At 71.8% G+C, this 24,287-nt stretch carries 14 protein-coding genes and 2 pseudogenes; 3 read left to right on the top strand and 13 right to left on the bottom strand.

The features are described from left to right. Positions 1-8 precede the first annotated feature (8 nt). From D6270_RS33690 to D6270_RS24615, 7 genes and pseudogenes are all read right to left on the bottom strand, one after another. Positions 9-2,535, bottom strand: a pseudogene (locus tag D6270_RS33690) (Tox-REase-5 domain-containing protein). Positions 2,536-2,731: 196 nt separating this feature from the next. Continuing rightward, positions 2,732-4,324, bottom strand: a complete 1,593-nt coding sequence (gene serA / locus D6270_RS24640) for a phosphoglycerate dehydrogenase (RefSeq protein WP_109163457.1) — start codon at positions 4,322-4,324, stop codon at positions 2,732-2,734. A gap of 311 nt (positions 4,325-4,635) precedes the next feature. Then, positions 4,636-5,637: a ketol-acid reductoisomerase gene (ilvC, locus tag D6270_RS24635; protein WP_030573364.1), complete on the bottom strand. Its 1,002-nt coding sequence runs from the start codon at positions 5,635-5,637 to the stop codon at positions 4,636-4,638. 116 nt (positions 5,638-5,753) lie between these two features. Further along, a complete protein-coding gene (ilvN, locus tag D6270_RS24630) occupies positions 5,754-6,281 on the bottom strand; it encodes an acetolactate synthase small subunit (RefSeq protein WP_006127785.1) in 528 nt (175 codons plus the stop codon). 23 nt (positions 6,282-6,304) lie between these two features. Next, the gene (locus D6270_RS24625) at positions 6,305-8,161 is read right to left on the bottom strand and encodes an acetolactate synthase large subunit (protein ID WP_109163458.1); all 1,857 of its coding nucleotides are present in this window, start codon (positions 8,159-8,161) and stop codon (positions 6,305-6,307) included. A gap of 218 nt (positions 8,162-8,379) precedes the next feature. After that, on the bottom strand, positions 8,380-11,199 hold the full coding sequence (locus D6270_RS24620; RefSeq protein WP_109163459.1) for a putative bifunctional diguanylate cyclase/phosphodiesterase: 2,820 nt from the start codon (positions 11,197-11,199) through the stop codon (positions 8,380-8,382). Between the two features lie 325 nt (positions 11,200-11,524). After that, complete coding sequence (locus D6270_RS24615; RefSeq protein ID WP_109163460.1) at positions 11,525-12,487, bottom strand: 2-hydroxyacid dehydrogenase; 963 nt, start codon at positions 12,485-12,487, stop codon at positions 11,525-11,527. Positions 12,488-12,616: 129 nt separating this feature from the next. On the opposite strand from D6270_RS24615, the pseudogene D6270_RS24610 reads away from it, so the two are divergent. The 3 genes and pseudogenes from D6270_RS24610 (at position 12,617) to D6270_RS24600 (ending at position 15,308) form a co-directional block, all read left to right on the top strand. Beyond that, positions 12,617-13,608: pseudogene (locus tag D6270_RS24610) on the top strand (aldo/keto reductase). Between the two features lie 172 nt (positions 13,609-13,780). Next, positions 13,781-14,938: a PQQ-dependent sugar dehydrogenase gene (locus tag D6270_RS24605; RefSeq protein WP_151414719.1), complete on the top strand. Its 1,158-nt coding sequence runs from the start codon at positions 13,781-13,783 to the stop codon at positions 14,936-14,938. 46 nt (positions 14,939-14,984) lie between these two features. Then, positions 14,985-15,308 carry a DUF6191 domain-containing protein gene (locus D6270_RS24600; RefSeq protein ID WP_109163463.1) on the top strand — a complete coding sequence of 108 codons (324 nt, stop codon included), beginning with the start codon at positions 14,985-14,987 and terminating at the stop codon, positions 15,306-15,308. Positions 15,309-15,487: 179 nt separating this feature from the next. Here the strand turns inward: D6270_RS24600 and D6270_RS24595 are convergent, their stop codons facing one another. From D6270_RS24595 to gatB, 6 genes are all read right to left on the bottom strand, one after another. Beyond that, the gene (locus D6270_RS24595) at positions 15,488-16,138 is read right to left on the bottom strand and encodes a hypothetical protein (protein ID WP_109163464.1); all 651 of its coding nucleotides are present in this window, start codon (positions 16,136-16,138) and stop codon (positions 15,488-15,490) included. A 48-nt stretch (positions 16,139-16,186) separates the two neighbouring features. Further along, complete coding sequence (locus D6270_RS24590) at positions 16,187-16,756, bottom strand: GNAT family N-acetyltransferase (RefSeq protein WP_109163465.1); 570 nt, start codon at positions 16,754-16,756, stop codon at positions 16,187-16,189. Beyond that, positions 16,734-18,974 carry an MMPL family transporter gene (locus tag D6270_RS24585; RefSeq protein ID WP_109163466.1) on the bottom strand — a complete coding sequence of 747 codons (2,241 nt, stop codon included), beginning with the start codon at positions 18,972-18,974 and terminating at the stop codon, positions 16,734-16,736. Before D6270_RS24585 ends, D6270_RS24590 begins: the two co-directional genes overlap by 23 nt. Positions 18,975-19,164: 190 nt before the next feature. Beyond that, entirely contained in the window at positions 19,165-21,276 is a 2,112-nt protein-coding gene (locus tag D6270_RS24580; RefSeq protein ID WP_109163467.1) for a phosphocholine-specific phospholipase C, read from the bottom strand. A gap of 135 nt (positions 21,277-21,411) precedes the next feature. Beyond that, complete coding sequence (locus tag D6270_RS24575; protein ID WP_109163468.1) at positions 21,412-22,671, bottom strand: SLC13 family permease; 1,260 nt, start codon at positions 22,669-22,671, stop codon at positions 21,412-21,414. A gap of 100 nt (positions 22,672-22,771) precedes the next feature. Further along, on the bottom strand, positions 22,772-24,280 hold the full coding sequence (gatB, locus tag D6270_RS24570) for an Asp-tRNA(Asn)/Glu-tRNA(Gln) amidotransferase subunit GatB (protein ID WP_109163469.1): 1,509 nt from the start codon (positions 24,278-24,280) through the stop codon (positions 22,772-22,774). Positions 24,281-24,287 lie beyond the last annotated feature (7 nt).

Genomic DNA, 24,287 nt, shown 5'->3' with positions numbered 1-24,287 from the left:
TAACGCGGCTACTCGTCGAAGGCCCCGGGCTTCCTCGTACTGTCACCCGCCTTCACCGGCGTCGACACCACCTTGATCGGCAGCCTCTCGTCCCGGAACGCCCTGCGCGCCGCCTTGGCGACCTCCGGGTCCGAGAAGTGCCACTCCACGGGCTTGCCGCCGGCCGCCTCCACCTGGGCGCGGGCCTCCGCCACGAACTTGGCCTTGCCGGACGGGGTGAGCGTGCCTGGGGCGGACTGGGAGAGGTAGCTGCCGTAACCGTTCTTGGCCTCCAGATACGTCTGCCGGGAGGAGTCCCAGCCGTCGTACTCCACGGCCGGCCTGCCCTCACGGGGGTGCGGTACGACGTACTCCTGGCCCCGGTTCGTCCCCGTGATCTGCTCCTGGTAGCGCAGCCAGGACTCGTTCTTCCAGTTGGGCGCGGGGTTGCGGTCCCGGCTCGCCCAGTAGCCGTCGCCCGCGTCCGCGTCCCCGAGCGTGCGGCTCTTGAGGTCGTCCGCCCAGGACGGCGGGTTGTAGTTGCGCGGGTCGGAGGTGTCGTTGCGCTGGGCTCGGGGTGCTGCTTCTTCTCCAGCTCCGCCTTCCGCGCCCGCTCCGGCTCCTCGAGGCGCTTCTGCTCCAGGTGCGCGGCCCGCTCCGCCGCCCGCGCCTGTGCCGCCGCCTTCTTGGCCGCCTCGTCGCAGCCGCCGTCGGCCAGGACCACCCGGCCCGGCGAGCCGCCCGCCAGCACCCCCGTACCGGAGCCGGGGACTCCACCGGTCGCCCCGCCCCCGTACCGCACCAGGGGCGGTGGCCCGGAGGCGATGACGCAACCGGTCCGGCGCGCCGCGTCCTCGGCGCTGTCGGCCGCCTCGTCCGCTTCCTTCGCCGCTCTGCGTACGCCGTCGAGGTCGCCCGCCTCCGCCGCCTTGCGGGCCCGCCGGGCGGCCGCGCCCGCGTCGCCCGCCACGTCCGCGAGCTCGGAGGCCACCTTGCCGACCTTGCCGAGCTTCCCGGCCTTGCCGACCACCTTGGCCACGTTGTAGCCGGGGATGAAGAGCGAACCGACGTTCCAGATCACATCGGTGACGGCCCGGGTCTTCTCCCCGTTGTTCCAGCGCTCGCGGACCTCGTCGCCCACGAAGACGTCGTCCCCGACCGTGACCACGGTGTTGACGGAGGCCTTGCCCCAGTCCCAGAGGGCGCCCAGGTAGTCGCCGTCGCTCCACTTGTCGCCGGCGCCCTGGGAGTCCTTCGTCCACTGGTCGCCGAGCTGCCGTCCGTACTCCGCGAGACCGGCCCAGGTCTCGGGCTTGAACAGGTCGATGATCCCGGAGATGTCGCCCCAGATGCCGTCCACCACCAGGCCCTTGAAGACCTGCGTCGTACGGTCCCAGGCGCAGCCGAAGAAGCCCCAGCCGCTGCAGTCCTCCTGCTCGTCGGCCTTCTCGCCGCCGCTCTCGCCGTCCCCTTCGGCCGCGGCGGGGATGTCGTAGGCGGCCTCGGGCTCCTCGTAGTCCTCGGGGAAGGTGTCCACGCCGGTACCGGGGCGTCCGTCGTCGTCGGGGCCACCGGTGCCGCCGGATGAGGTGGTGCCGGATGATCCCGTGGAGCCGGAGGAGCCTTCGGTGCCGGAGGAGCCTGATGATCCCGTGGAGCCGGAGGCCTCGCCGCCGGTCGTTTCCCCGCCGGTGGCGCCGGTGCCGCCTGCCGCGTCGCCGCCGGAGGAGCCCGAACCTCCCGTCGCGTCGCCGCCGGTGGCACCCGTACCGCCCGTGACCGTGGAACCCGCGTCCGTACCACCGGAGGCATCACCCGACGCACCGCCGTCCGCCCCCTGTCGGCGCCCTGGGAGGAACCCCCGTCCGCCCCCGTCCCGCCCGACGTGTCCCCCGCCTCCACCGAGCCGCTGCCGCCCGAGACCGGGCACGAGCTGCCCGTCAGGGAGCAGATCGCCGACTGGAGCCCCTCCGTGATCCGGCCGCCGAGGCCCCCCACCGTCAGCGCCGCGATCAGCGCGACGACGATCAGGACCAGGCCCAGGTACTCCAGCGCGGACTGGCCCCGGTCCCGGCGCCAGGTGATCAGGTACGGGAGTGAGAACTTCGGCGGCTCCCCGCGCTCCCGGGGCGGCAGCAGGAACCACGCCCGGCTCTGCGCCCGGCTCAGCAGCACCAGGATCAGGACGGGAAGCACCAGTTGCGTGAGCCCGTCCGGTGAACCGTCCGCCAGGTTGCCGAGGCCCCCGACGATCAGCCAGACCTGAGCGGCGACGATCCCCCACCGGACGAGCTTGCCGCCCGTCCGCAGATGCCAGGCCAGCAGGGCGCAGAGCACTCCAGGGGCGGAGGCGTACAGCAGGATGCCGAGCACCTGCGCGCCCATGGCGTCGGCGGCGATCGCGGAGCCGGAGAGGCCGACGGCGCCGAGGGCCGTCGCGCCGACCAGGACGAGGAGCAGCACCCGCACCGTGGCGAGCGGGCCCGGGAGGTCACGCCGGGGGGCGGCGGCCGGAGCCGGGCCTCCCGCTACGGGTATGCCACCGACAGCAGACATACGCGATCCGACCCCCGGTGCCCATGAGTGACATGACAACCGGTCACCCTAGGGTCGGGGCGCCTCACCCGTCGTGGGCCCCAGGACCCAACCCGGGGCCCATAGCGGTGGGTCAGCCCCCCCGAAACAGACGGCTACCGGGCGCCCCCGGTGAAGGGGCGCCCGGCAGCCGGGGTCGTGCGGGGTGCTGGGTGCGTCAGTCGGTGAGGTTGACCGAGCGGGCCGAGGAGGCGCCGATCTCGTCGCCGATCTCGGTCAGCACCGGCTGCGGGACGGTCTCGTCGACGGTGAGGACGACCAGGGCCTCGCCGCCCTCCGCCGCCCGGGAGACCTGCATGCCCGCGATGTTCAGCCCGGCCTCGCCGAGGATCTTGCCGACCGCGCCGACCACACCGGGACGGTCCTGGTAGCGCAGGACGACCATGTGGTCGGCGAGCGCCAGGTCCACGTCGTGCTCGCCGATGGCCACGATCTTCTGGAGGTGCTTCGGGCCCGCCAGCGTGCCGGAGACCGCGACCTCTTCCCCGCTGGCGAGGGTGCCGCGCACGGTGACCACGTTGCGGTGGTCCGGCGACTCGGAGCTGGTGGTGAGGCGGACCTCGACCCCGCGCTCCTGGGCGAAGAGGGGGGCGTTGACGTAGGAGACGGTCTCGTCGACGACGTCCTCGAAGACGCCCTTGAGCGCCGAGAGCTCCAGCACCTTGACGTCGTGCTGGGTGATCTCGCCGTACACCTCGACGTCGAGGCGGGCCGCGACCTCGCCCGCGAGCGCGGTGAAGATCCGGCCGAGCTTCTCGGCGAGCGGCAGGCCGGGGCGTACGTCCTCGGCGATGACGCCGCCCTGGACGTTGACCGCGTCCGGGACCAGCTCACCGGCGAGCGCGAGGCGCACCGACTTGGCGACGGCGATGCCCGCCTTCTCCTGGGCCTCGTCGGTGGAGGCGCCGAGGTGCGGGGTGCAGACGACCTGGTCGAACTGGAAGAGCGGGGAGTCCGTGCAGGGCTCCTTCGCGTACACATCCAGGCCGGCGCCGGCGACGCGGCCCTCCTTGAGTGCGGAGTACAGCGCCTCCTCGTCGACGATGCCGCCGCGCGCGGCGTTGACGATGCGGACGGAGGGCTTCACCTTGTGCAGCGCCTCGTCCCCGATGAGACCGAGGGTCTCGGGGGTCTTGGGCAGGTGCACGGTGATGAAGTCGGCGACCTCCAGGAGCTCGTCCAGGCTGAGGAGCTTGACGCCCATCTGCGCGGCGCGGGCCGGCTGGACGTAGGGGTCGTAGGCGACGATCTTCATGCCGAAGGCCGACATGCGCTGGGCGACCAGGACACCGATGCGGCCGAGGCCGACGACGCCGAGGACCTTCTCGCTGAGCTCGACCCCGGTGTACTTGGAGCGCTTCCACTCGCCGTTCTTCAGGGCGGTGTTGGCCTGCGGGATGTTGCGCGCCGTGGCGACCAGCAGACCGCAGGCCAGCTCGGCGGCGGTGACGATGTTGGAGGTCGGGGCGTTGACGACCATCACACCGGCCTTGGTGGCCGAGGAGACGTCGACGTTGTCCAGACCGACGCCCGCGCGGGCCACCACGCGGAGCTTCTTCGCGGCGGCGATGGCCTCGGCGTCGACCTTCGTGGCGGAACGCACCAGGATGGCGTCGACGTCGGCGATCGCGGGGAGGAGTTCGGCGCGGTCCGCGCCGTTGCAGTGCCGGATCTCGAAATCCGGACCCAGAGCGTCGACCGTGGCGGGCGACAGCTCTTCAGCGATGAGTACGACAGGTTTCGAGCTCACGTGAGTCCTCACAAGTCCAGTGCGGACGGCCGTCCCGACGGCCGCAGGCGGTGGAGGGGCTAGCCGCGTGGTAGACGCACGACACTGTGGGCCCTGACGCGTGTATGTGTTGAGAAGTGTAGTGGTGCGGAGGGCGCTGCACTGCGCCCTGGTGGAAGGATCACCCGCACGAGGGTGGACGTGGTGTACACCCGTACGGAGCCACCGCTTCCGCGACCGGCTCGCACCCGGTTTCCGCAGTGACACGGGGGTGCGAGGCGGGTATGCGGAGCGGGGCGGGCCCGTCGGACCCGCCCCGCTCCCGAAGAGGCCTAGGCCTCTTCGTCGTTCACCCAGCTCATGAGCTTGCGCAGCTCACGGCCCGTGGTCTCCAGCAGGTGGTCGCTGTCGGCCTTCTTGTACTCGTTGTACTTGGGCAGACCGTTGTGGTACTCGGCCATCCAGGCGTTGGCGAAGGTGCCGTCCTGGATCTCGGTGAGGACCTTCTTCATCTCGGCCTTGGTGGCGTCGGTGATGATCCGCGGGCCGGTGACGTAGTCGCCCCACTCGGCGGTCTCCGAGATGGACCAGCGCATCTTCTCCAGGCCGCCCTCGTACATGAGGTCGACGATGAGCTTCAGCTCGTGCAGGCACTCGAAGTACGCGATCTCCGGCTGGTAGCCGGCCTCGGTCAGCGTCTCGAAACCGGCCTTGACCAGGGCTGCGGTGCCACCGCAGAGGACGGCCTGCTCACCGAAGAGGTCGGTCTCGGTCTCCTCGGTGAAGGTGGTCTTGATGACGCCGGCCCGGGTGCCGCCGATGCCCTTGGCGTACGACAGGGCCAGCTCCAGGCCCTTGCCCGAGGCGTCCTGCTCCACGGCCACGATGCAGGGGACGCCGCGGCCCTCCTCGTACTGGCGGCGGACCAGGTGGCCGGGGCCCTTCGGGGCGACCATGCAGACGTCCACGTTGGCCGGGGGCTTGATGAAGCCGAACCGGATGTTCAGGCCGTGGCCGAAGAACAGCGCGTCGCCGTCCTTGAGGTTGTCCTTGACGGACTCCTCGTAGACCTGGGCCTGGATCGGGTCCGGGACGAGGATCATGATGACGTCGGCCTCGGCGGCGGCCTCGGACGGGGTCACCACGCGCAGGCCCTGCTCCTCGGCCTTGGCCTTGGACTTCGAGCCCTCGTGCAGACCGACGCGGACGTCGACGCCGGAGTCACGGAGCGACAGCGCGTGGGCGTGGCCCTGGCTGCCGTAACCGAGAACCGCGACCTTGCGGCCCTGGATGATGGACAGGTCGGCATCGTCGTCGTAGAACAGCTCGGCCACTGGGTCTTCTCCTTGGTGTGCAGGTGTTGCGTCCCACCGTACGGCGGGGTGCGTCGTATGCGTTGTCGGGTCTCGCCATGCGAGCGGAGCGTGCGGCTCCGCCCGGCTCCGTCCGCTCAGGCCGAGCGGTCGAGGGCGCGCAGGGAGCGGTCGGTGATGGAGCGCGCGCCGCGCCCTATGGCGATGGTGCCGGACTGGACGAGCTCCTTGATGCCGTACTGCTCCAGCATCTTGAGCATCGCCTCCAGCTTGTCGGCCCCTCCGGTCGCCTCGATCGTGACGGCCTCCGGGGAGACGTCGACGGTCTTGGCGCGGAACAGCTGGACGATCTCGACGATCTGGGAGCGGGTCTCGCTGTCGGCGCGGACCTTCACCAGGACGAGCTCCCGCTGGATCGCGGCGGACGGCTCGAGTTCGACGATCTTCAGGACGTTGACCAGCTTGTTGAGCTGCTTGGTCACCTGCTCCAGGGGCAGGCCCTCGACATTCACGACGATGGTGATGCGGGAGATGTCGGGGTGCTCGGTGGTACCGACCGCGAGCGAGTCGATGTTGAAGCCGCGTCGGGAGAACAGGGCGGTGATCCGGGCGAGGACACCGGGCTTGTTCTCGACCAGGACGGAGAGCGTGTGCTTTTCGGACATGGGAGTCGTTCTCTCTCTGTCTCTCAGTCGTCTTCGTTGTCGCCGAAGTCGGGGCGGACGCCGCGCGCGGCCTGGACCTCGTCGTTGGAGGTGCCGGCGGCGACCATCGGCCAGACCATGGCGTCCTCGTGGACGATGAAGTCGATCACGACGGGACGGTCGTTGATGGAGTTGGCCTCTTCGATGACCTTGTCCAGGTCGGCCGGGTCCTCGCAGCGGATGGCGTAGCAGCCCATGGCCTCGGACAGCTTGACGAAGTCCGGGACGCGGGTGCCCTTGGCGGGCCGGCCGTCCGTGTCCGCGCCGGAGTGCAGCACGGTGTTGGAGTAGCGCTGGTTGTAGAAGAGGGTCTGCCACTGGCGGACCATTCCGAGGGCGCCGTTGTTGATGACGGCGACCTTGATCGGGATGTTGTTGAGCGCGCAGGTGGTCAGTTCCTGGTTGGTCATCTGGAAGCAGCCGTCGCCGTCGATCGCCCAGACGGTGCGGTCGGGCGCACCGGCCTTGGCGCCCATGGCGGCCGGGACCGCGTATCCCATCGTCCCGGCGCCGCCGCTGTTGAGCCAGGTGGCGGGCTGCTCGTAGTCGATGAAGTGGGCGGCCCACATCTGGTGCTGGCCGACGCCCGCCGTGAAGATCGTGCCCTCGGGGGCGAGCTTGCCGATGCGCTGGATGACCTGCTGCGGGGAGAGGCTGCCGTCCTCGGGCAGGTCGTAGCCCAGGGGGTAGGTGTCGCGCCAGCGGTTGAGGTCCTTCCACCAGGAGCTGTAGTCGCCGGTGTTGCCCTCGGTGTGCTCGGCCTGGACTGCCTGGACCAGGTCGGCCAGGACCTCGCGGGCGTCGCCCACGATCGGGACGTCGGCCGTGCGGTTCTTGCCGATCTCGGCCGGGTCGATGTCGGCGTGGACGATCTTGGCGTACGGGGCGAAGCTGTCCAGCTTGCCGGTGACGCGGTCGTCGAAGCGGGCGCCGAGGGCGACGATCAGGTCGGCCTTCTGCAGCGCGGTGACGGCGGTGACCGAACCGTGCATGCCCGGCATCCCCACGTGCAGCGGATGGCTGTCGGGGAAGGCGCCGAGCGCCATCAGGGTGGTGGTGACGGGCGCTCCGGTCAGCTCCGCGAGGACCTTCAGCTCGGCGGTGGCGCCGGCCTTGAGGACGCCGCCGCCGACGTAGAGCACGGGGCGCCTGGACTGGGTGATCAGCTTGGCCGCTTCGCGGATCTGCTTGGCGTGCGGCTTGGTGACGGGCCGGTAGCCGGGCAGGTCCTGGGTGGGCGGCCAGCTGAAGGTGGTCCGGGCCTGGAGGGCGTCCTTGGCGATGTCGACGAGGACGGGGCCCGGGCGGCCGGTGGAGGCGATGTGGAAGGCCTCGGCGATGGTGTGCGCGATGTCCTCGGCCTTGGTGACCAGGAAGTTGTGCTTGGTGATCGGCATCGTGATGCCGCAGATGTCGGCTTCCTGGAAGGCGTCGGTGCCGATCGCCTTGGAGGCGACCTGGCCGGTGATCGCGACGAGCGGCACGGAGTCCATGTGCGCGTCGGCGATCGGGGTGACCAGGTTGGTGGCGCCGGGACCCGAGGTGACCATGCAGACGCCGACCTTGCCGGTGGCCTGCGCGTAGCCGGTGGCCGCGTGGCCCGCGCCCTGCTCGTGGCGGACGAGGACGTGGCGGACCTTGGTGGAGTCCATCAGCGGGTCGTAGGCGGGGAGGATGCAGCCGCCGGGGAGGCCGAATACCGTGTCGGCGCCGACTTCCTCGAGAGAGCGGATGAGGGACTGCGCGCCCGTGACGTGCTCAACGGTGACGGACGGCTGTCCGCCGGTACGGGCGCGCGGCTGCGGGTGGTGGGCCCCGGTGGCCTGCTCGGTCATCGGCATTCTCTTCTCGAAGCTGAGGGTTTTCGCGGGTGTTTTGCAGCGTTTTGAGAGGCGTCAGTGCAACAAAAAACCCCTCGTGCCGTGAGGCAAGCGAGGGGAGCGCGCCGGGTGCGGTCCGCAGAGTGTCGTGGAGTGACTCTGCTTCAGCCGACGCGCTTTCCAAGTACGAGAATTCGGGTGCGCATGGCATTGACCCTCTCTCCGGCACGCATGACGTGTCAAGTGGGTGGGACGGGCGTCTCAGCATGTGATCCGGTGAGCAGCGGGATCGCGCCTCCCGCCATCACCGTGCGGGGGCCGGGGACGCCGGGCACGGGGAACTGGCCGCGCACCAGGGCGCGTCGCAGCCGGTACTCGTCCAGCGGGCCGGAGAAGGCCATCCCCTGGCCGTGGGTGCAGCCCATGGCGCGGAGCGCGAGGACCTGCTCGGGGACGTCGACCCCGTCGGCGACGGACTGGAGGCCGAGGTCACAGGCGATCCGGAGCAGCCCGCTGGTGATCTTGTGCAGCCTGGCCGATTCCACCACCCCCTCGACCAGGTTCCGGTCGAGTTTCAGTACGTCGATGGGGAGGCGGCGCAGCGCGTTGATCGCGGCGAAACCGCTGCCGAAGCCGTCGAGGGCGATCCGGACGCCGAGGCGGCGCAGGGCCACGAGGCGCTGCTCCAGATCGTCGAAGGAGATCCGGGGGTCGCTGTCGGCCACCTCGATCATCAGGGCCCCCGAGGGCAGCCCGTGACGGGTCAGCAGCGCCTCGATGGAGCCGAAGGGCAGGGCCTTGTCCATCAGCCGGGTGGCGGACAGGCGTACGGAGACGGCGACGGGGTGTCCGGCCCTGGCCCGGTCGGCGGCCTGCTTCACGGCCTCCTCCAGGAGCCAGCGGCCCAGCTCGGCGGTGCGGTCGTCGTCACCGGTGACCCGGAGGAACTCGGCGGGGGTGAAGAGGATGCCCTGGGCGGAGCGCCAGCGGGCCTGGGCGGCGACGGCGGCGACGGAGCCGCTGGCGAGGTGCACGACCGGCTGGTGCAGCAGCGCGAACTCGCCCTCGCGCAGGGCGGTGCGCAGCCGGGTGGCAAGCTCGGAGCGGCGTACGACATCGGCCTGCATCTGGGGGGCGTACAACTCGACCCGGTCCTTGCCGCCGGCCTTGGCGCGGTACATCGCGAGGTCCGCGTTGCGCATGAGGTCGGTGGGGGTGATCCCGGGCTCGGCGAAGGCGACGCCGATGGAGGCGGCCACCCGGACCTCGCTGGGGCCGATCCGGTAGGGCTGGGAGAGGGTGAGGCGGAGCCGGTCGGCGATCTCGTGGACCTGGTACTCCCGGGCGCCCTGGTCGCGGGTGCCGTCGCCCATGATGAGCGCGGCGAACTCGTCGCCGCCGAGGCGGGCGGCGGTGTCCCCGGCCCGGACGGACTCCTGGAGGCGGCGGGCGGCCTGGATGAGCAGTTCGTCGCCCGCCTGGTGGCCGATGGTGTCGTTGACCGCCTTGAAGCCGTCGAGGTCGATGAAGAGCACGGCGGTGCCGGAGTCGCCGGCGCGGCGGCCGGTGAGCGCCTGGCGGACCCGGGAGGTGAACAGGGCCCGGTTGGGCAGGTCGGTGAGCGGGTCGTGCTCGGCGTTGTGCTGCAACTGGGCCTGGAGCCTGACGCGTTCGGTGACGTCCCGGCTGTTGAGGAGGAGCCCGCCCTGGTGCCGGTTGACGGTGGACTCGGCGTGCAGCCAGTCGCCGGTGCCGGAGCGGAAGCGGCACTCGATGCGGGTGGTGGGCTCCTCGTGGGGCGGGGCGGCGAGGAAGCGCCGCACCTCGTGGACGACCCGGCCGAGGTCGTCGGGGTGGATGATCGAGGAGAGCTCGGCGCCGACGAGGTCCTCCGCGTCGCGCCCGTAGACCCCGGCGGCGGCGGGGCTGACGTAGCGCAGGGTGCCGCTGGGGGCGGCGATCATGATGACGTCGCTGGAGCCCTGCACCAGGGAGCGGAAGTGGTTCTCCTTCTGGGCCAGCTCCTGGGTGAGGGCGATGTTGTCCAGCAGCATGATCCCCTGCCGGACGACCAGCGCGAGGACGACCGTGCAGCCGGTGAAGATGACCACCCGGTCCACCCGGCGGCCCTCGACCACGTTGTACAGGATGCCGAGCGTGCAGACGGCGGCGGCGAGATACGGGGTGAGCGCGGCCAGCGATCCGGCGATCGGGCGGCTCATGGTGCGCGGCGGGCCCGGGCGGTCGGTGCCGGCCGTCCGGCTCCGCACCCCCCAGGGGGCGTAGGCGAGGAGCAGCGAGCCGGCGAACCAGCCGGCGTCCAGCAACTGGCCCGAGTGGTAGGTGGAGCGCAGCAGCGGTGAGGTGAAGACCGCGTCGCACAGGACGGTCAGCGCCAGGGCGGCGATCGCGGTGTTGACCGCGGAGCGGTTGGCCCCGGAGCGGCGGAAGTGCAGCGCGAGCACCATGGAGACGAGCACGATGTCCAGCAGCGGGTAGGCCAGCGAGAGTGCCGCCGGGCCGACGCTGGCGTCCTGGACGCCCGCCATGTGCGCGGCGTGGGCCAGGGCGAGGCTCCAGGCGAGGGTCAGCAGGGAGCCGCCGATCAGCCAGGCGTCCAGGGCCAGGCAGACCCAGCCGGCCCGGGTGACCGGGCGCTTGGCGAGCACGAGGAGCCCGACGATGGCGGGCGGCGCGAAGCAGAGGAAGAAGGCGTCGGCCGCCGACGGGGTGGGCACGGGGACGCCGAGCACCACCTCGTACCACCCCCAGACGGCGTTGCCGCAGGCGGCCATCAGCGAGGAGACCGAGAACAGCAGCCAGGCGGGCCGCAGCCGCCCGGCGCTCACCCGGGCGTAGAGGAAGCAGGAGACTGCGGCGACCAGCGCCGCCGCGGCGAGGCCGAAGTCACCCATGACGCGGGCCAGTTGCGGTGAGCCCCAGCCGACGGCCGCCCCGATGCCGTATCCGGCGCAGACGGTGCCGAGCAGGATCCGGGCCCGCAGCCCCGAGAAGCCCGTGGCGGAGTGCGGCGAGAGCCAGGCCCCCAGGGCGCTCACCGGAGGGCTCCCCTGCCCGGTCCCGGCCGCCGCCCCGGGGGGAATTCCGGCCACCCGCGACCGCCGCTCGCGGGCGGCGCCGATGGCAGCCGCGCTCCGCTCCGCGGCCTCGGATCGTCTCTCCATGGCCAGCACATCGCCCGTCGCCCCCTCGCGTTCCGATGCTCCCCCCGCGCCGCCCCTGCCACGGCGCAGCCCTCCGGTGCGGACGATACACCAGGTTCGTCACTCAGGGCCATAGCTTCTCTACGCTCCGTGACGAAACGCGAGGTGGGCGGCACTGTGCGCATGCGGATCACGCCTCGGCGTGACCGCTCGGAGCCCCTCAGCCGGTGGTGCTGACGACGTTCACGAGCGGCTCCCCGGCGGCGAACCGGGTGAGCTGTGCGGCCAGCAGCCGCTTGGCGCGCGGTTCGAACGCCGAGGTGCTGCCGCCCACATGAGGCGTGATCAAGACATTCGGAGCATGCCAGAGAGGATGGCCGGACGGCAGCGGTTCCGGGTCGGTCACGTCGAGTGCGGCCCGCAGCCGTCCGGATCCCAGTTCGGCCAACAGGGCCTCGGTGTCCACGACTCCGCCCCGGGCGACGTTGACGAGGAGCGCCCCGTCCGGCATCGCCGCGAGGAAGTCGGCGTCCACCAGCCCTTGCGTGGAGGGGTTCAGCGGGGTGGAGAGGACGACGACGTCGGCGGCGGGCAGCAGGGCCGGGAGGTCGTCGAGTGTGTGTACGGGGCCGCGCTCGGTGGTCCGGGCGGAGCGCGCGACGCGTGCGACCCGCGCGCACTCGAAGGGCGCGAGCCGGTCCTCGATGGCCGCGCCGATGGAGCCGTACCCCACGATGAGAACGGACTTGTCGGCGAGCGCCGGGTAGAACCCGGACCGCCACTCCTCGTTGTCCTGACCGTGGACGAAGCCGGGGATGTCGCGCAGGGAGGCCAGGATCAGGGCGAGCGTCAGCTCCGCCGTGGACGCCTCGTGGACCCCCTTGGCGTTGCAGAGGCGTACGCCGGCGTGCAACAGGCCTAGTCCGGGCTCCACATGGTCGATGCCCGCCGAGAGTGTCTGTACGACCTGGACGGCGCTCATGGCGCCCATCGGCCGGACGGCGATCTCGGAACCCTTCATATAGGGGACGACGTAGTACACACAGTGCGCGGGGTCCCCGGGATACTCCTCACCCCCGTCCCAGAAGAGGTAGTCGAGGCCTTCGGGGAGCCCCTCGATCTCCTCGGCCGGAAAAGGCAGCCATACATCGGCACGCGTCGCGCCGGCAGTCGTCGCAGTCATGGTCTGGAGGCTATGCGACGGGTGTGCGAGCGCTCCAGCACGGCTGATCGAAGTGGCGGCCGGGCCAGAGGTTAGTTTGGGGGTGCGGTACGGCCCCGTGACCGCGGGAACGAAGAAAGGCCAGGGGAGTTGGAGCGCAGGACTATCGGGGCGTCGGGGCTCGCCGTGGGCGCGGTCGGTCTGGGCTGTATGCCGATGAGCTGGGGATACAGCGCGTCGCAGCAGCGCGGTGACCGGTCGGTGCGCACCGTGCACGCGGCACTCGACGCCGGTGTCCGGCTGCTCGACACCGCCGACATGTACGGGCCGTTCACCAATGAGCTCCTGGTGGGCCGGGCGCTGAAGGGGCGCCGCTCCGAGGCGTTCCTCTCCACCAAGTGCGGGCTCCTGGTGGGTGATCAGCACATCGTGGCCAACGGGCGCCCCGGTTACGTACGCCGGGCCTGCGACGCCTCGCTGCGGCGCCTCCAGACCGAGGTGATCGACCTCTACCAGCTGCACCGGGCCGACCCCGAGGTGCCGGTGGAGGAGACCTGGGGGCGATGGCGGAGCTGGTGACGGCGGGCAAGGTGCGGTCGCTGGGGCTGTGCGCGGTGGGAGCGCGCGCTCCGCGCCGGTCGGGCGCCGGGACGCATGCGGGAACGATCCGGCAGCTGGAGCGGATCCAGCAGGTCTTCCCGGTCAGCGCGGTCGAGGCGGAGCTGTCGGTGTGGTCGCCGGAGGCGCTGGCGGAGCTGCTGCCCTGGTGTGCGGCGCGCGGGGTCGGGGTACTCGCCGCGATGCCGCTGGGCAGCGGCTATCTGACCGGGACGCTGAAGCCGGGGCAGGGGTTCGAGCCCGAGGACCTGCGGGCCCGGCACCCCCGGTTCACGGCCGAGATGATGGCCGCGAACCAGCCGGTGGTGGCCGGGCTGCGGCGGATCGCGGAGCGGCGCGGCGCGAGCGTGGCCCAGGTGGCGCTGGCGTGGGTGCTGCGGCAGGGGCCGCATGTGGTGGCGGTGCCGGGGACGAAGCGTGAGAAGTGGGCGGTGGAGAACGCGCGGGCGGCGGAGGTGGAGCTGGACGCGGCGGATCTGGCGGAGATCGCCGCGCTGCCCGGGGCGCGCGGGTCCTGGGACTGAGGCCGCGCGCCCGGCGCGAGGTGGCGGGAGAATGGGCCGCACCGGGAACTTTGAGCGGGTCCACGAGGTAGGAACAGGTAGGGCGAAGAGCCAGTCGGGCAGCCGTCGAAAGGATCGGTCCAGTGCGCGGTGCTGTGTTCGGATCAGTTCAGTCCCCCGCGGTGCGCAGGGGGTGGTGGCCGCGCTGGCGACGGCCTCGCTGGTCCTCTCCGCCGCGTGCTCCACGGGCGGGGAGGAGGGTGCGTCCGGTACGGGCGCCGCCTCGCCGACCGCCTCGCAGAGCTCCGGCACCCCGTCACCGGGCGCGTCGGCCGACCTGCCGCCCGCCAAGGGCTCGGCGAAGGTCGTCTCGACGCTGACCGAGGGGCTGAAGTCACCGTGGGGGCTGACCGCCCTGCCGGGCGGTGACCTGCTGGTCGCCTCGCGTGACGAGGGGACGGTCCACCGCATCGACGGCGAGAGCGGGAAGCAGACCCTGCTCGGCTCGGTGCCCGGGGTCTCCCCGGCGGGCGAGGGCGGTCTGCTGGGGCTCGCGGTCCCCTCGACGTTCGCGGCGGACGGCTGGGTGTACGCCTACCTCACCACCACGTCGGACAACCGGATCGTCCGCATGAGCTACGACGAGAAGCGCCCGGCCGGACAGCAGCTCGGCGCCCCGGACACCATCCTGCGCGGCATCCCCAAGGGCAACATCCACAACGGCGGCCGGATCGCGTTCGGCCCGGACAAGATGCTGTACGCGGGCACCGGCGAGACCGGGGACACCGGGCTCGCCCAGGACAAGGAGTCGTTGGCGGGCAAGATCCTTCGGATGACCCCCGACGGGGAGCCGGTCCACGGCAACCCGGAGGCGGACTCGGTGGTGTATTCGTACGGGCACCGCAATGTGCAGGGGCTCGCCTGGGACGCGCGGAAGCGGCTCTGGGCGGCCGAGTTCGGCCAGAACACCTGGGACGAGCTCAACCTGATCGAGCCCGGCGGCAACTACGGGTGGCCCGAGGCGGAGGGCGAGGAGGGCAAGGACGGGTTCATCGACCCGGTGGCCCAGTGGAAGACCTCCGAGGCCTCGCCGAGCGGTATCGCGTACGCCGCGGGCTCCGTCTGGATGGCCGGGTTGCGCGGTGAGCGGCTCTGGCGCATCCCGCTCTCCGGCGACTCGGGGAAGGAACCATTGGCCGACCCCCAGTCGTTCCTGGATGAGAAGCACGGCCGGCTGCGCACCGTGGTGAGCGCGGGCGGCGACCGGCTCTGGCTGGTCACCAGCAACACGGACGGCCGGGGCGGGCCGAAGCCCGGGGACGACCGGATCCTGCTGGTCGAAGTGGAGTAGACGCCCAGTCGCACCACCCGCGCACCATGCCGGAGGGAGCACGACCGTGTTCAATTTCTTCGAGGAGCTCTTCGCCCCGGGGCGCAAGCACGGCGCCGACGAGCAGAAGCGGCTGGAGCTGAGCCGGGTGGATGTCGCCGCCGGCGATCCGGGCCGTGGCCCGATAGACCTCACCTCCGGCAAGGTGACCGTCCGCGCCCCGGAGGGGGAGCCGGCCGCCGGCGGGGACCGCGAGCGCCACATGCGGGAGGCACCCTTGGAGCAGGACGCCGTGCTCGCCCCGCGCACCCGTCTCGTCACGGAGCCGGTGGGCGGCCGGGAGGCCCGGGGCGACGGGGACGACGGTCGCGACGGGCCGCCCGGGCGCTGATGAGCAGGGGTTACGTCGTCGGGTAGAGGCGGAGCCGGTGGGCGAGGGACACCGCCTCGCCCCGCCTGGAGACGCCGAGTTCGGCCCGGGGCTGCGGCCGCATCGGGCGAGTGCCGCATCTTGCCCGGGCGGGGCCTTGGACGCGCGGGCCGGATGCCTTGGCGCCGCGTAGCCGGGGCTCAGCCCGCCGGTGTGCCCGCGACCGGCAGGGAGAGGAACAGGTCGAAGTACATGCCCACGGAGATCAGTACGCCGAGGGTGCCGAGGGCGACCCCGGCCAGCGCGACCGCCCGGATCCAGGCGGGCTGCGGCCGGGTGGCGGGGGTGCCGAAGGCGGGGCGGACCAGGACGAAGACGCCGACGAGCAGGGCCAGCACCGCGAAGAGGCCGTTGACCAGGGCGGTGGTGTGCCAGGCGTCCCCGTAGATCGCGGAGATCTGCTGGGCCGCGCTGGAGCCGCCGGCGGTCTGGATCTGGCCCATCAGGGTCTCGCGCTCGGCGGCGACCCGGCCGGACCAGGCGCCGGTCAGGGCGACGATGCCGAGGGCGGCGGAGACGACGGCCGTGGCGCCCGCGCCGACGCCGTGACGGGCCTCGGTGAAGGCGTCGGGCTCCAGGTCGTCGTCCTCGTCCTCGTCGACGGCTTCGGCGCCCGGCACACCGCCCACGGCCGCGTCCTGCGTGATCGCGGTGTCGGCGGTGGCCTCCGGCGGCACGGCGGCAGCGGTGGTCTCCTCCGTGACGGCGGCGGCGTCGGTGTCCGTCCCGGGGTCGTCGGCCGTCGTGGCCGTCTTCGTGATGTCGGTCGTCCTGGAGGGGGTGGTGTTCATGTGCCGCACGCTAGGGGTCCCGGATGAGAACCCCCTTAACGCGGCGGCTCAGCGTCCCGTGCGGGCCCGCCATTCCGGGGCCAGCACGGACCAGATCTCCGAGTCGTGGCGTACGCCCCGGTAGAGGTAGTTCTGCCGCAGCACCCCGTCGCGGGTCATGCCGAGCCGCTTGGCCACCGCGATGGAGCGGGTGTTGGCGGCGGAGGCGTCCCACTCGACGCGGTGCATGCCGCGCTCGTACACCGCCCAGTCGATCAGGTGCTCGGCGGCACGGGTGATCAGGCCCCGGCCCTGGGCCGCGGGCTCCAGCCAGACGCCGATCTCGCAGTTGCCCTGGGCCGCGTCGAAGATCCGGAACAGGACCCCGCCGACGAGCGTGCCCTCCAGCCAGATGCCGAAGAGCCGTCCGGTGTCCGCCGCCTGCTTGTCCGCGTACCGCTGGAGCAGGGCGCGCGCCGAGTCCAGGTCGGTGGCGGCGGAGGCGAACGGGATCCACGGGTCGACCAGCTCCCGGGCCCGGTCCATATGGGCGAGGAACTCCTCGGCCCGCCAGACCTCCAGCGGGCGCAGCTCCGCCCGGCCACCGCCCAGGTCGTCACCCAGGGATAGGGCGAACATCGTGCTCCTCCTCTGCCGCCGCGGCGTCCTCCTCCGTGACGCGCGCACCCGGGATCTTCGCACGGTCCACCGCGCAGTCGGGCGGCTCGATGCTGATCCGGGGCAGCCGGCGCTCCAGCCAGCCCGGCAGCCACCAGTTGGCGCCGCCGAGCATGTGCATCAGGGCGGGGACCAGCAGGGTGCGCAGGACGAAGGCGTCCAGGGCGACGGCGGTGGCGAGCGCGATGCCGAACATGGCGATCACCCGGTCGCCGCTGAGCACGAAGGCGAGGAAGACGGAGATCATGATCACGGCGGCGGAGTTGATCACCCGGCTGGTCTCGGCGAGGCCGACCCGGACCGAGCGCCGGTTGTCGCCGGTCTCCAGCCACTCCTCGTACATCCGGCCGACCAGGAAGACCTGGTAGTCCATGGAGAGGCCGAAGAGGACCGAGACCATGATCACGGGGAGGAAGGGTTCGATGGGCCCGGCGCTGCCGAGCCCGAGCAGCTCGCTCCCCCAGCCCCACTGGAAGACGGCGACGACGACGCCGAAGGAGGAGGCGACGGCGGCCACGTTCATCACGGCGGCCTTGACCGGGATGCCGATGGAGCGGAAGGCCAGCAGGAGGAGCAGGCAGCCGAGGCCGATGACGACCCCGACGAAGAGGGGCAGCTTGCCGACGATGATCTCGGCGAAGTCGTCGTAGCTCGCCGTCACCCCGCCGACGTACGTCTCCAGCGAGCTGGTGTCCTTCACCGGCGGGAGCACGTCCTGCCGGATGCGGTCGACCAGCTCGCTGGTCTGCCGCGACTGGGGCGAGGAGTCGGGGACGACGGTGAGGAAGGCGGTGTCGCCGCCGCTGTTGTACGTGAGCGGGCTGACCGAGGCGACGCCTTCGGTGGTACGGAGCTTCTCGGGCAGTGAGTCCAGTGCGAGCCGGTCGTCGGCGCCGTCCAGCTGGGCGGCGATGGTGAGGGGGCCGTTGACGCCGGGGCCGAAGCCGTCGGAGAGCAGGTCGTAGGCCTGCCGGGTGGTCGCGGTGGCCGGGTTGTTGCCCTGGTCGGAGGTGCCGAGGTGGAGACCGAGGGCGGGCAGGGCGAGGACGGTCATGACGACGGCCGCGATCCCGCCGAGCAGCTTGGGGTGGCGCTCCACGAAGGCGGACCAGCGGGCGGCGAAGCCGGTGGGCAGCTCGGGGCGCGGCCCGTGTTCGGCGAGCCGGCGGCGTTCGCGGCGGCTGAGGGCCCGCATCCCTATCCGGGAGAGCAGGGCGGGCAGCAGGGTGACGGAGGCGGCCACGGTGAGGACGACGGTGAGCGAGGCGGCGATGGCGACGCCGTTGAGGAAGCTGAGCCGCAGGATCAGCATGCCGAGCAGCGCGATGCAGACGGTGGCCCCGGCGAAGACCACCGCGCGTCCGGTGGTGGTGACGGCGTTCTGGGCGGCTTCGTCGACGGACATCCCGCGCCGGAGCCCTCGGCGGTGCCGGGTGACGATGAAGAGGGCGTAGTCGATGCCGACGCCGAGCCCGATGAGCATGCCGAGCATCGGGGCGAAGTCCGCCACGGTCATCACATGGCCGAGCAGCACGATGCCCGCGTAGGCGGTGCCCACGGAGACCAGGGCGGTGGCGATGGGCAGCAGGCTGGCGGCGAGCGAGCCGAAGGCGAGGAAGAGGACCACGGCCGCGACGACCACACCGATCGCCTCGGCGACATGGACGGAGGGCGCCTCGGTGAGGGCGACGGCGGTGCCGCCCAGTTCGACCTGGAGCCCGTCCCCCTCGGCGCCCTTCGCGGTGTCCACGAGGGCTTGGGCCTGGGAGACGGGGATCTCGTCGGCGGGGCGGTCGAAGGTGACCGTGGCGTAGGCGGTGCGGCCGTCCTCGCTGATCCGGCCGGTGCCCTCGGCGCCGTACGGGCCGGTGACCGCGCCGACGCCGGGCAGGGCGTCGATGGCGTGGAGGGTGCGGGTCACCGCCTGTTCGACGTCGGCGTCCCGGACCGTGGAGCCGGTGGTGTGCCAGACCACGGTGTCGGTGTCGCCGCCGAGGTCGGTGAAGCCGCGCGAGAGCAGCTCGGTGGCCCGGCCGGACTCCGTACCGGGCACCTCGTAGTCGTTGGAGTACGCGGAACCCGCGAACCCCGCCGCGGCGGCCGTGCCGCCGAGGGCGGCGAGCCAGATGAGGACGGCGAGCAGACGGTGCTTGATGCACCAGCGGGCGATGGCGGCCAACGGACGGGCTCCCTGCGGGTTCGTGGACCTTTACCAGCAGATGGATGGATCTGCCCGTAAACGTCACATGACCTGAGACCGCCACTCTCTCAGCAGAAACTGATCCTTTGCCCGTTTCGTGGCCATGGTCACAGGGGTTGATCTCCTCCCTGCACAGGACGGACCACCCCGGTGACCTGCCGTGAACGCCTCAGCCGGAGACGCTCGCCCGGCCGTTCTCGATGTGCCCCATGAGCCGCCGCCGGAAGCCGTCCTCCCCCTCCGCCGTGACGGCGAGGTCGTACCAGCCGTGGGCGTCCGCCGCCGAGTGCACGACCGTACGGCTGCGGCCCGGCTTGACCGTGACGCGGCGGGTCCAGTCCCGCAGGTCGTCCTCGTCGACGTAGCCGAGCGGCCGGACCAGGAAGGTCAGCGGGCGGCGGCCGGTGTTGCGCAGGGTGAGGTGGAGATCGCGGTCGCGGGTGTCGATCCGGGTGGCGACCTCGGCACCGCCCCGGGCCGGCCCGGCGAACTCGCGCCGGAAGCCGTTCGGCCCGGTGACCGTGAAGCGGTACGTCTCCCCCGCCGGCGGCACGGTCCAGTGCCCCGAACCGCGTACGTCCTGGTGTTGCGGAGCCGCGAACTCACCGGCGTACGGATAGAGCGTGAAGTGCGCCGAGGACCGGCCGCTGTTCGCCAGCTCCACCCGCAGCGCGCCACCGGCTGCCCGCCTGACCTGGGCGTCCGGCTGGTACGGGAGCGGGCGTGCCGGGCGTGCGCCGGGCTCCTGCTCGGGGAGGTGCTGGACCGAAGGGGGCCTCGGCTGCCAGCGGCCGGTGAGCGGCGGGATCGCCCCGGGCACCTGGACGGCGGGCTGCCTGCGGGCCCGGGTGAAGTCGAAGGCGGAGGTGAGGTCGCCGGTGACGCGGCGCCGCCAGTCGCTGATGTTGGGCTCCTTCACGCCGGTCCACCGCTCCAGGAAGCGGATGACGGAGGTGTGGTCGAAGACCTCGGAGCAGACGTACCCGCCGACGGTCCACGGCGAGACGACGAGCAGCGGCACCCGGATGCCGAGGCCGGTCGGGCGGCCCTCCCACTGCTCGCCGGTCACCTCGGGGGGTGCGACGGGCGGCGGGACGTGGTCGAAGAAGCCGTCGTTCTCGTCGTAGTTGATCAGTACGGCGGTGTGGCGCCAGACGTCCGGATGCTTGCCGAGCGCGTCGAGGATCTTGTAGACGATGGTGGCGCTGTGCACCGGCGAGGAGACGCTCGGGTGCTCGGAGTCGATCGCCGAGGGCACCAGGTAGGAGACCTCCGGCAGTGTCCCGGCCGCCACGTCCTTGGCGAACTCGTCGGCCAGCGTCCCCGTCGGGACCCGGCGCAGCCCACGCTCGAAGAGGCTCCGCTCCTGCTTCGTGAGGGTCGCGACGCCTTCCTCCAGCAGCCCGAGGAGCCGGGTGCGCTCGGCCTCGGAGGCGCCGCGGACCTTGGCGTAGAAGGCTTCCATGTACGTGGGGCCGCCGGTCCTGGCCAACGCCTTGCGGGCGATGGCCTTGAAGGTGGCGTAGAACTCGATCTGGTTGTCGGTGAAGTTCTCCCACTCCGTGTACGTCCGCCAGCTGCGGCCCGCCTTCTCCAGCCGCTCGGCGTAGGTGGACCAGTCGTAGCCGGGGTGGCTGCCCTCGCTGTACGCGTCGTTGCCGACGGCCCGCTTCCCGTTCGGCTCGAAGCCGGTCCTGCCGCTCCACAGGTGGTTGCGGTTGGGGCTGGTGGAGGTGTGGATGGAGGAGTGGTAGGCGTCGCAGACGGTGAAGGTGTCGGCCAGCTCGTAGTGGAGCGGGATGTCACGGCGGTCGTAGTACGCCATCGTCGCGGCGGTCTTGGCGCTGATCCAGCCGTTCATCCAGCCGCCGCCCCAGGCCTTGGCGCCGCCGTTCCAGGAGTGGTCGAGGGCGCCGATGTACTGGAGGTCCTTCTTCTGCTCCTCGGCCGCGCCGCGCACGGGGAACGGCAGCACGGTGGTGCCGGAGGGGCCGGGCTGCTCGAAGACGGTCCCGCCGGTGGGCAGGTCGATGGCGTTGCGGTCGCCGAAGCCGCGTACGCCGCGCAGGGAGCCGAAGTAGTGGTCGAAGGAGCGGTTCTCCTGCATGAGGATCACCACGTGCTTGATGGCTCCGAGCCCTCCGCCCCCGGACCCCGCGTGGGCGGGCTGCGCGGCGATGGCTGCCTGGAGCGACGGCGGCAGGAACGATCCGGCCGCAGCGGCGCCGAGCGCGCCCCCGCCGAGGGCGAAGAGCCGCCGCCGTGACATGTCCGTGGTCAAAAGAGCCTCCCGTATTCGATGGTTACAGCCGGGAAGCTAGTCAGGTCAGGTGGCGGCGGGAAGGACTGCGTACGGCCCGGTGGTGAACGTCCAAGAGGCCGTACGAGAAGTCCAACCGGCTTTCCGGGTGGTCGCCTACACCCCGATGAGGTGCAGCGACCCCCAGAGCGCGAGGGTCGAGGCGAGCAGCGTCACCGGTACGGTCGCCAGTCCCAGCCGGGTGAAGTGGCCGAGCTCCGGGGCGTCGCCGTGGGCGTGCAGGATGCGACGCCAGAGGAGGGTGGCGAGGGAACCGACGTACGTGAGGTTGGGGCCGATGTTCACACCGATCAGGGCGGCGAGCAGCAGTCCGGGGCCGGCCGACGCGACGATCGGGAGCAGGGCCAGGATCGCGGGCAGGTTGTTGATCAGGTTGGCCAGCAGCGCCGCGACCACGGCCACGCCGAGCAGGGCGGGAAGCGTGTCGCCCTCGGGCAGGAGGGCGGCGATCCCGTCGCCGAGGCCGTTGTCGACGACCGCCTTGACGACGACGCCCAGCGCGAGGACGAAGAGGCAGAACAGCGGGTTGGCCGAGCGGACGAGCCCGACGGGCGTGGTCTCCCGCTTGAGGAGGGCCCGTACGGCGAGCACGGCCGCTCCCGCGAGCGCCGCCCACAGCGGCTCGAACCCGGCGAACGAGGTGACGACGAACCCGGCCAGCGTCAGCGCCAGCACGACGAGCGTGAAGACGGGCACCGGGGTGCGCTCGGCGTCGGGATCCGGCGCGTGCGCCCCGGCGGCCAGGTCGGCCTTGAACGCGCGGCGGAACACCGCGTACTCCACGGCGATCGCGGCGAGCCACGGCAGCGCCATCAGCGCGGCGAACCGGGTGAAGGAGAGACCGCTCGCGGTGAACGCCAGGAGGTTGGTGAGGTTGGAGACGGGGAGCAGGAGCGAGGCGGAGTTGGCGAGGTGCGCGCAGGCGTAGACGTACGGGCGCGGCCGCGCACCGACCCGGGCGGCGGTGGCGAGGACGACCGGGGTGAGCAGGACCACGGTGGCGTCCAGGCTGAGGACGGCGGTGATGAGCGAGGCGACGACGAAGACCCCGCCGAGCAGCGGCCGGGTCTGCCCCCGGCAGGCGCGCGCCACCAGATCCCCGGCAGCCCGGAACAGCCCCTCGTCCGCGCAGAGCTGGGCCAGCACGAGGATCGCGGCGAGGAACCCGACGACGGGGAGCAGCTCGCCGACCTGTTCCCGGGCCTCGGGCCAGGACACCGCGCCGAGCGCCACCACCAGGACGGCGGCGGGCACGGCCGCGGTCGCCTCCGGCAGGCCCCGGGGGCGCAGCACGGCGAAGGCGAGGACGCCCAGGAGGAGGGCGAAGGAGACGAGCTCGGCGGTGACGGTGTTCAGGGCGGTCTCTCAGGGCGAGGATTCACGGATGAAGGGGCGGTGCGCCCGCGCGTAGGTGAGTACGTACGGGTGCACCGCCCCTTCGGGGACGGTCAGGGCGTCAGCCCTCGCCTCCCAGCTTCTGAAGGATCAGCTCGCGCACGCGCGCAGCGTCCGCCTGGCCCCGGGTGGCCTTCATGACCGCGCCGACGAGCGCGCCGGCCGCCGCGACCTTGCCACCACGGATCTTGTCCGCGATGGCCGCGTTGCCCGCGATGGCCTCGTCCACGGCCGTGGAGAGCGCGCCCTCGTCCGAGACGACCTTCAGGCCGCGCTTCTCGACGACCGCGTCCGGGTCGCCCTCGCCCGCGAGGACGCCCTCGATGACCTGGCGGGCCAGCTTGTCGTTGAGGTCGCCCGCCGCGACGAGCGCGGCCACCCGGGCGACCTGCGCCGGGGTGATCGGCAGCTCGTCCAGACCGCGGCCGGTCTCGTTGGCGTTGCGGGCCAGCTCGCCCATCCACCACTTGCGGGCCTGGTCCGCCGGAGCGCCCGCCTCGATCGTGGCGACGATCAGCTCGACCGCGCCCGCGTTGAGGATGGACTGCATGTCGTGCTCGTTGACCCCCCACTCCTCCTTGAGCCGGGCGCGCCTCAGCCGGGGCAGCTCGGGGAGGCCCTTGCGGAGCTCCTCGACCCAGTCGCGGGCGGGTGCCACGGGCACCAGGTCCGGCTCGGGGAAGTAGCGGTAGTCCTCGGCGTTGTCCTTGATGCGGCCGGCCGTGGTGGAGCCGTCCTCCTCGTGGAAGTGCCGGGTCTCCTGCACGATCGTGCCGCCCGAGGAGAGCACGGCGGCGTGCCGCTGGATCTCGAAGCGCGCGGCCCTCTCGACGGAACGCAGCGAGTTCACGTTCTTCGTCTCGGAGCGCGTACCGAACGTCTCGGTGCCGTTGGGGCGCAGCGACAGGTTGACGTCGCAGCGCATCTGGCCCATCTCCATGCGCGCCTCGGAGACGCCGAGGGCCTTGATCAGCTCGCGGAGCTCGGCGACGTACGCCTTGGCGACCTCGGGGGCGCGGGCGCCCGCGCCCTCGATCGGCTTGGTGACGATCTCGATGAGCGGGATACCGGCCCGGTTGTAGTCCAGCAGCGAGTGGGACGCGCCGTGGATACGGCCCGTGGCACCGCCGACATGCGTCGACTTGCCGGTGTCCTCCTCCATGTGGGCGCGTTCGATCTGCACCCGGAAGATCTCGCCGTCCTCCAGCTGGACGTCCAGATAGCCGTCGAAGGCGATCGGCTCGTCGTACTGGGAGGTCTGGAAGTTCTTCGGCATGTCCGGATAGAAGTAGTTCTTCCGGGCGAAGCGGCACCACTCGGCGATCTCGCAGTTGAGCGCGAGGCCGATCTTGATGGCCGACTCCACGCCGATCTCGTTGACGACCGGCAGCGCGCCGGGCAGTCCGAGACAGACCGGGCAGGTCTGGGAGTTGGCGTCCTGCTTCAGCTCCGTGGAGCAGCCGCAGAACATCTTGGTCTTGGTGCCGAGTTCGACATGGACTTCGAGGCCCATGACGGGGTCGTAGGACGCGAGCGCGTCCTCGTACGACACCAGGTCGGTGACAGTCACGGTGAAA

The organism is Streptomyces griseus subsp. griseus (assembly GCF_003610995.1).
Classification (GTDB): Bacteria; Actinomycetota; Actinomycetes; order Streptomycetales; family Streptomycetaceae; genus Streptomyces.
Note: the sequence above shows the minus strand (reverse complement) of the source record. Positions and strands in the feature narration are given on the sequence as shown.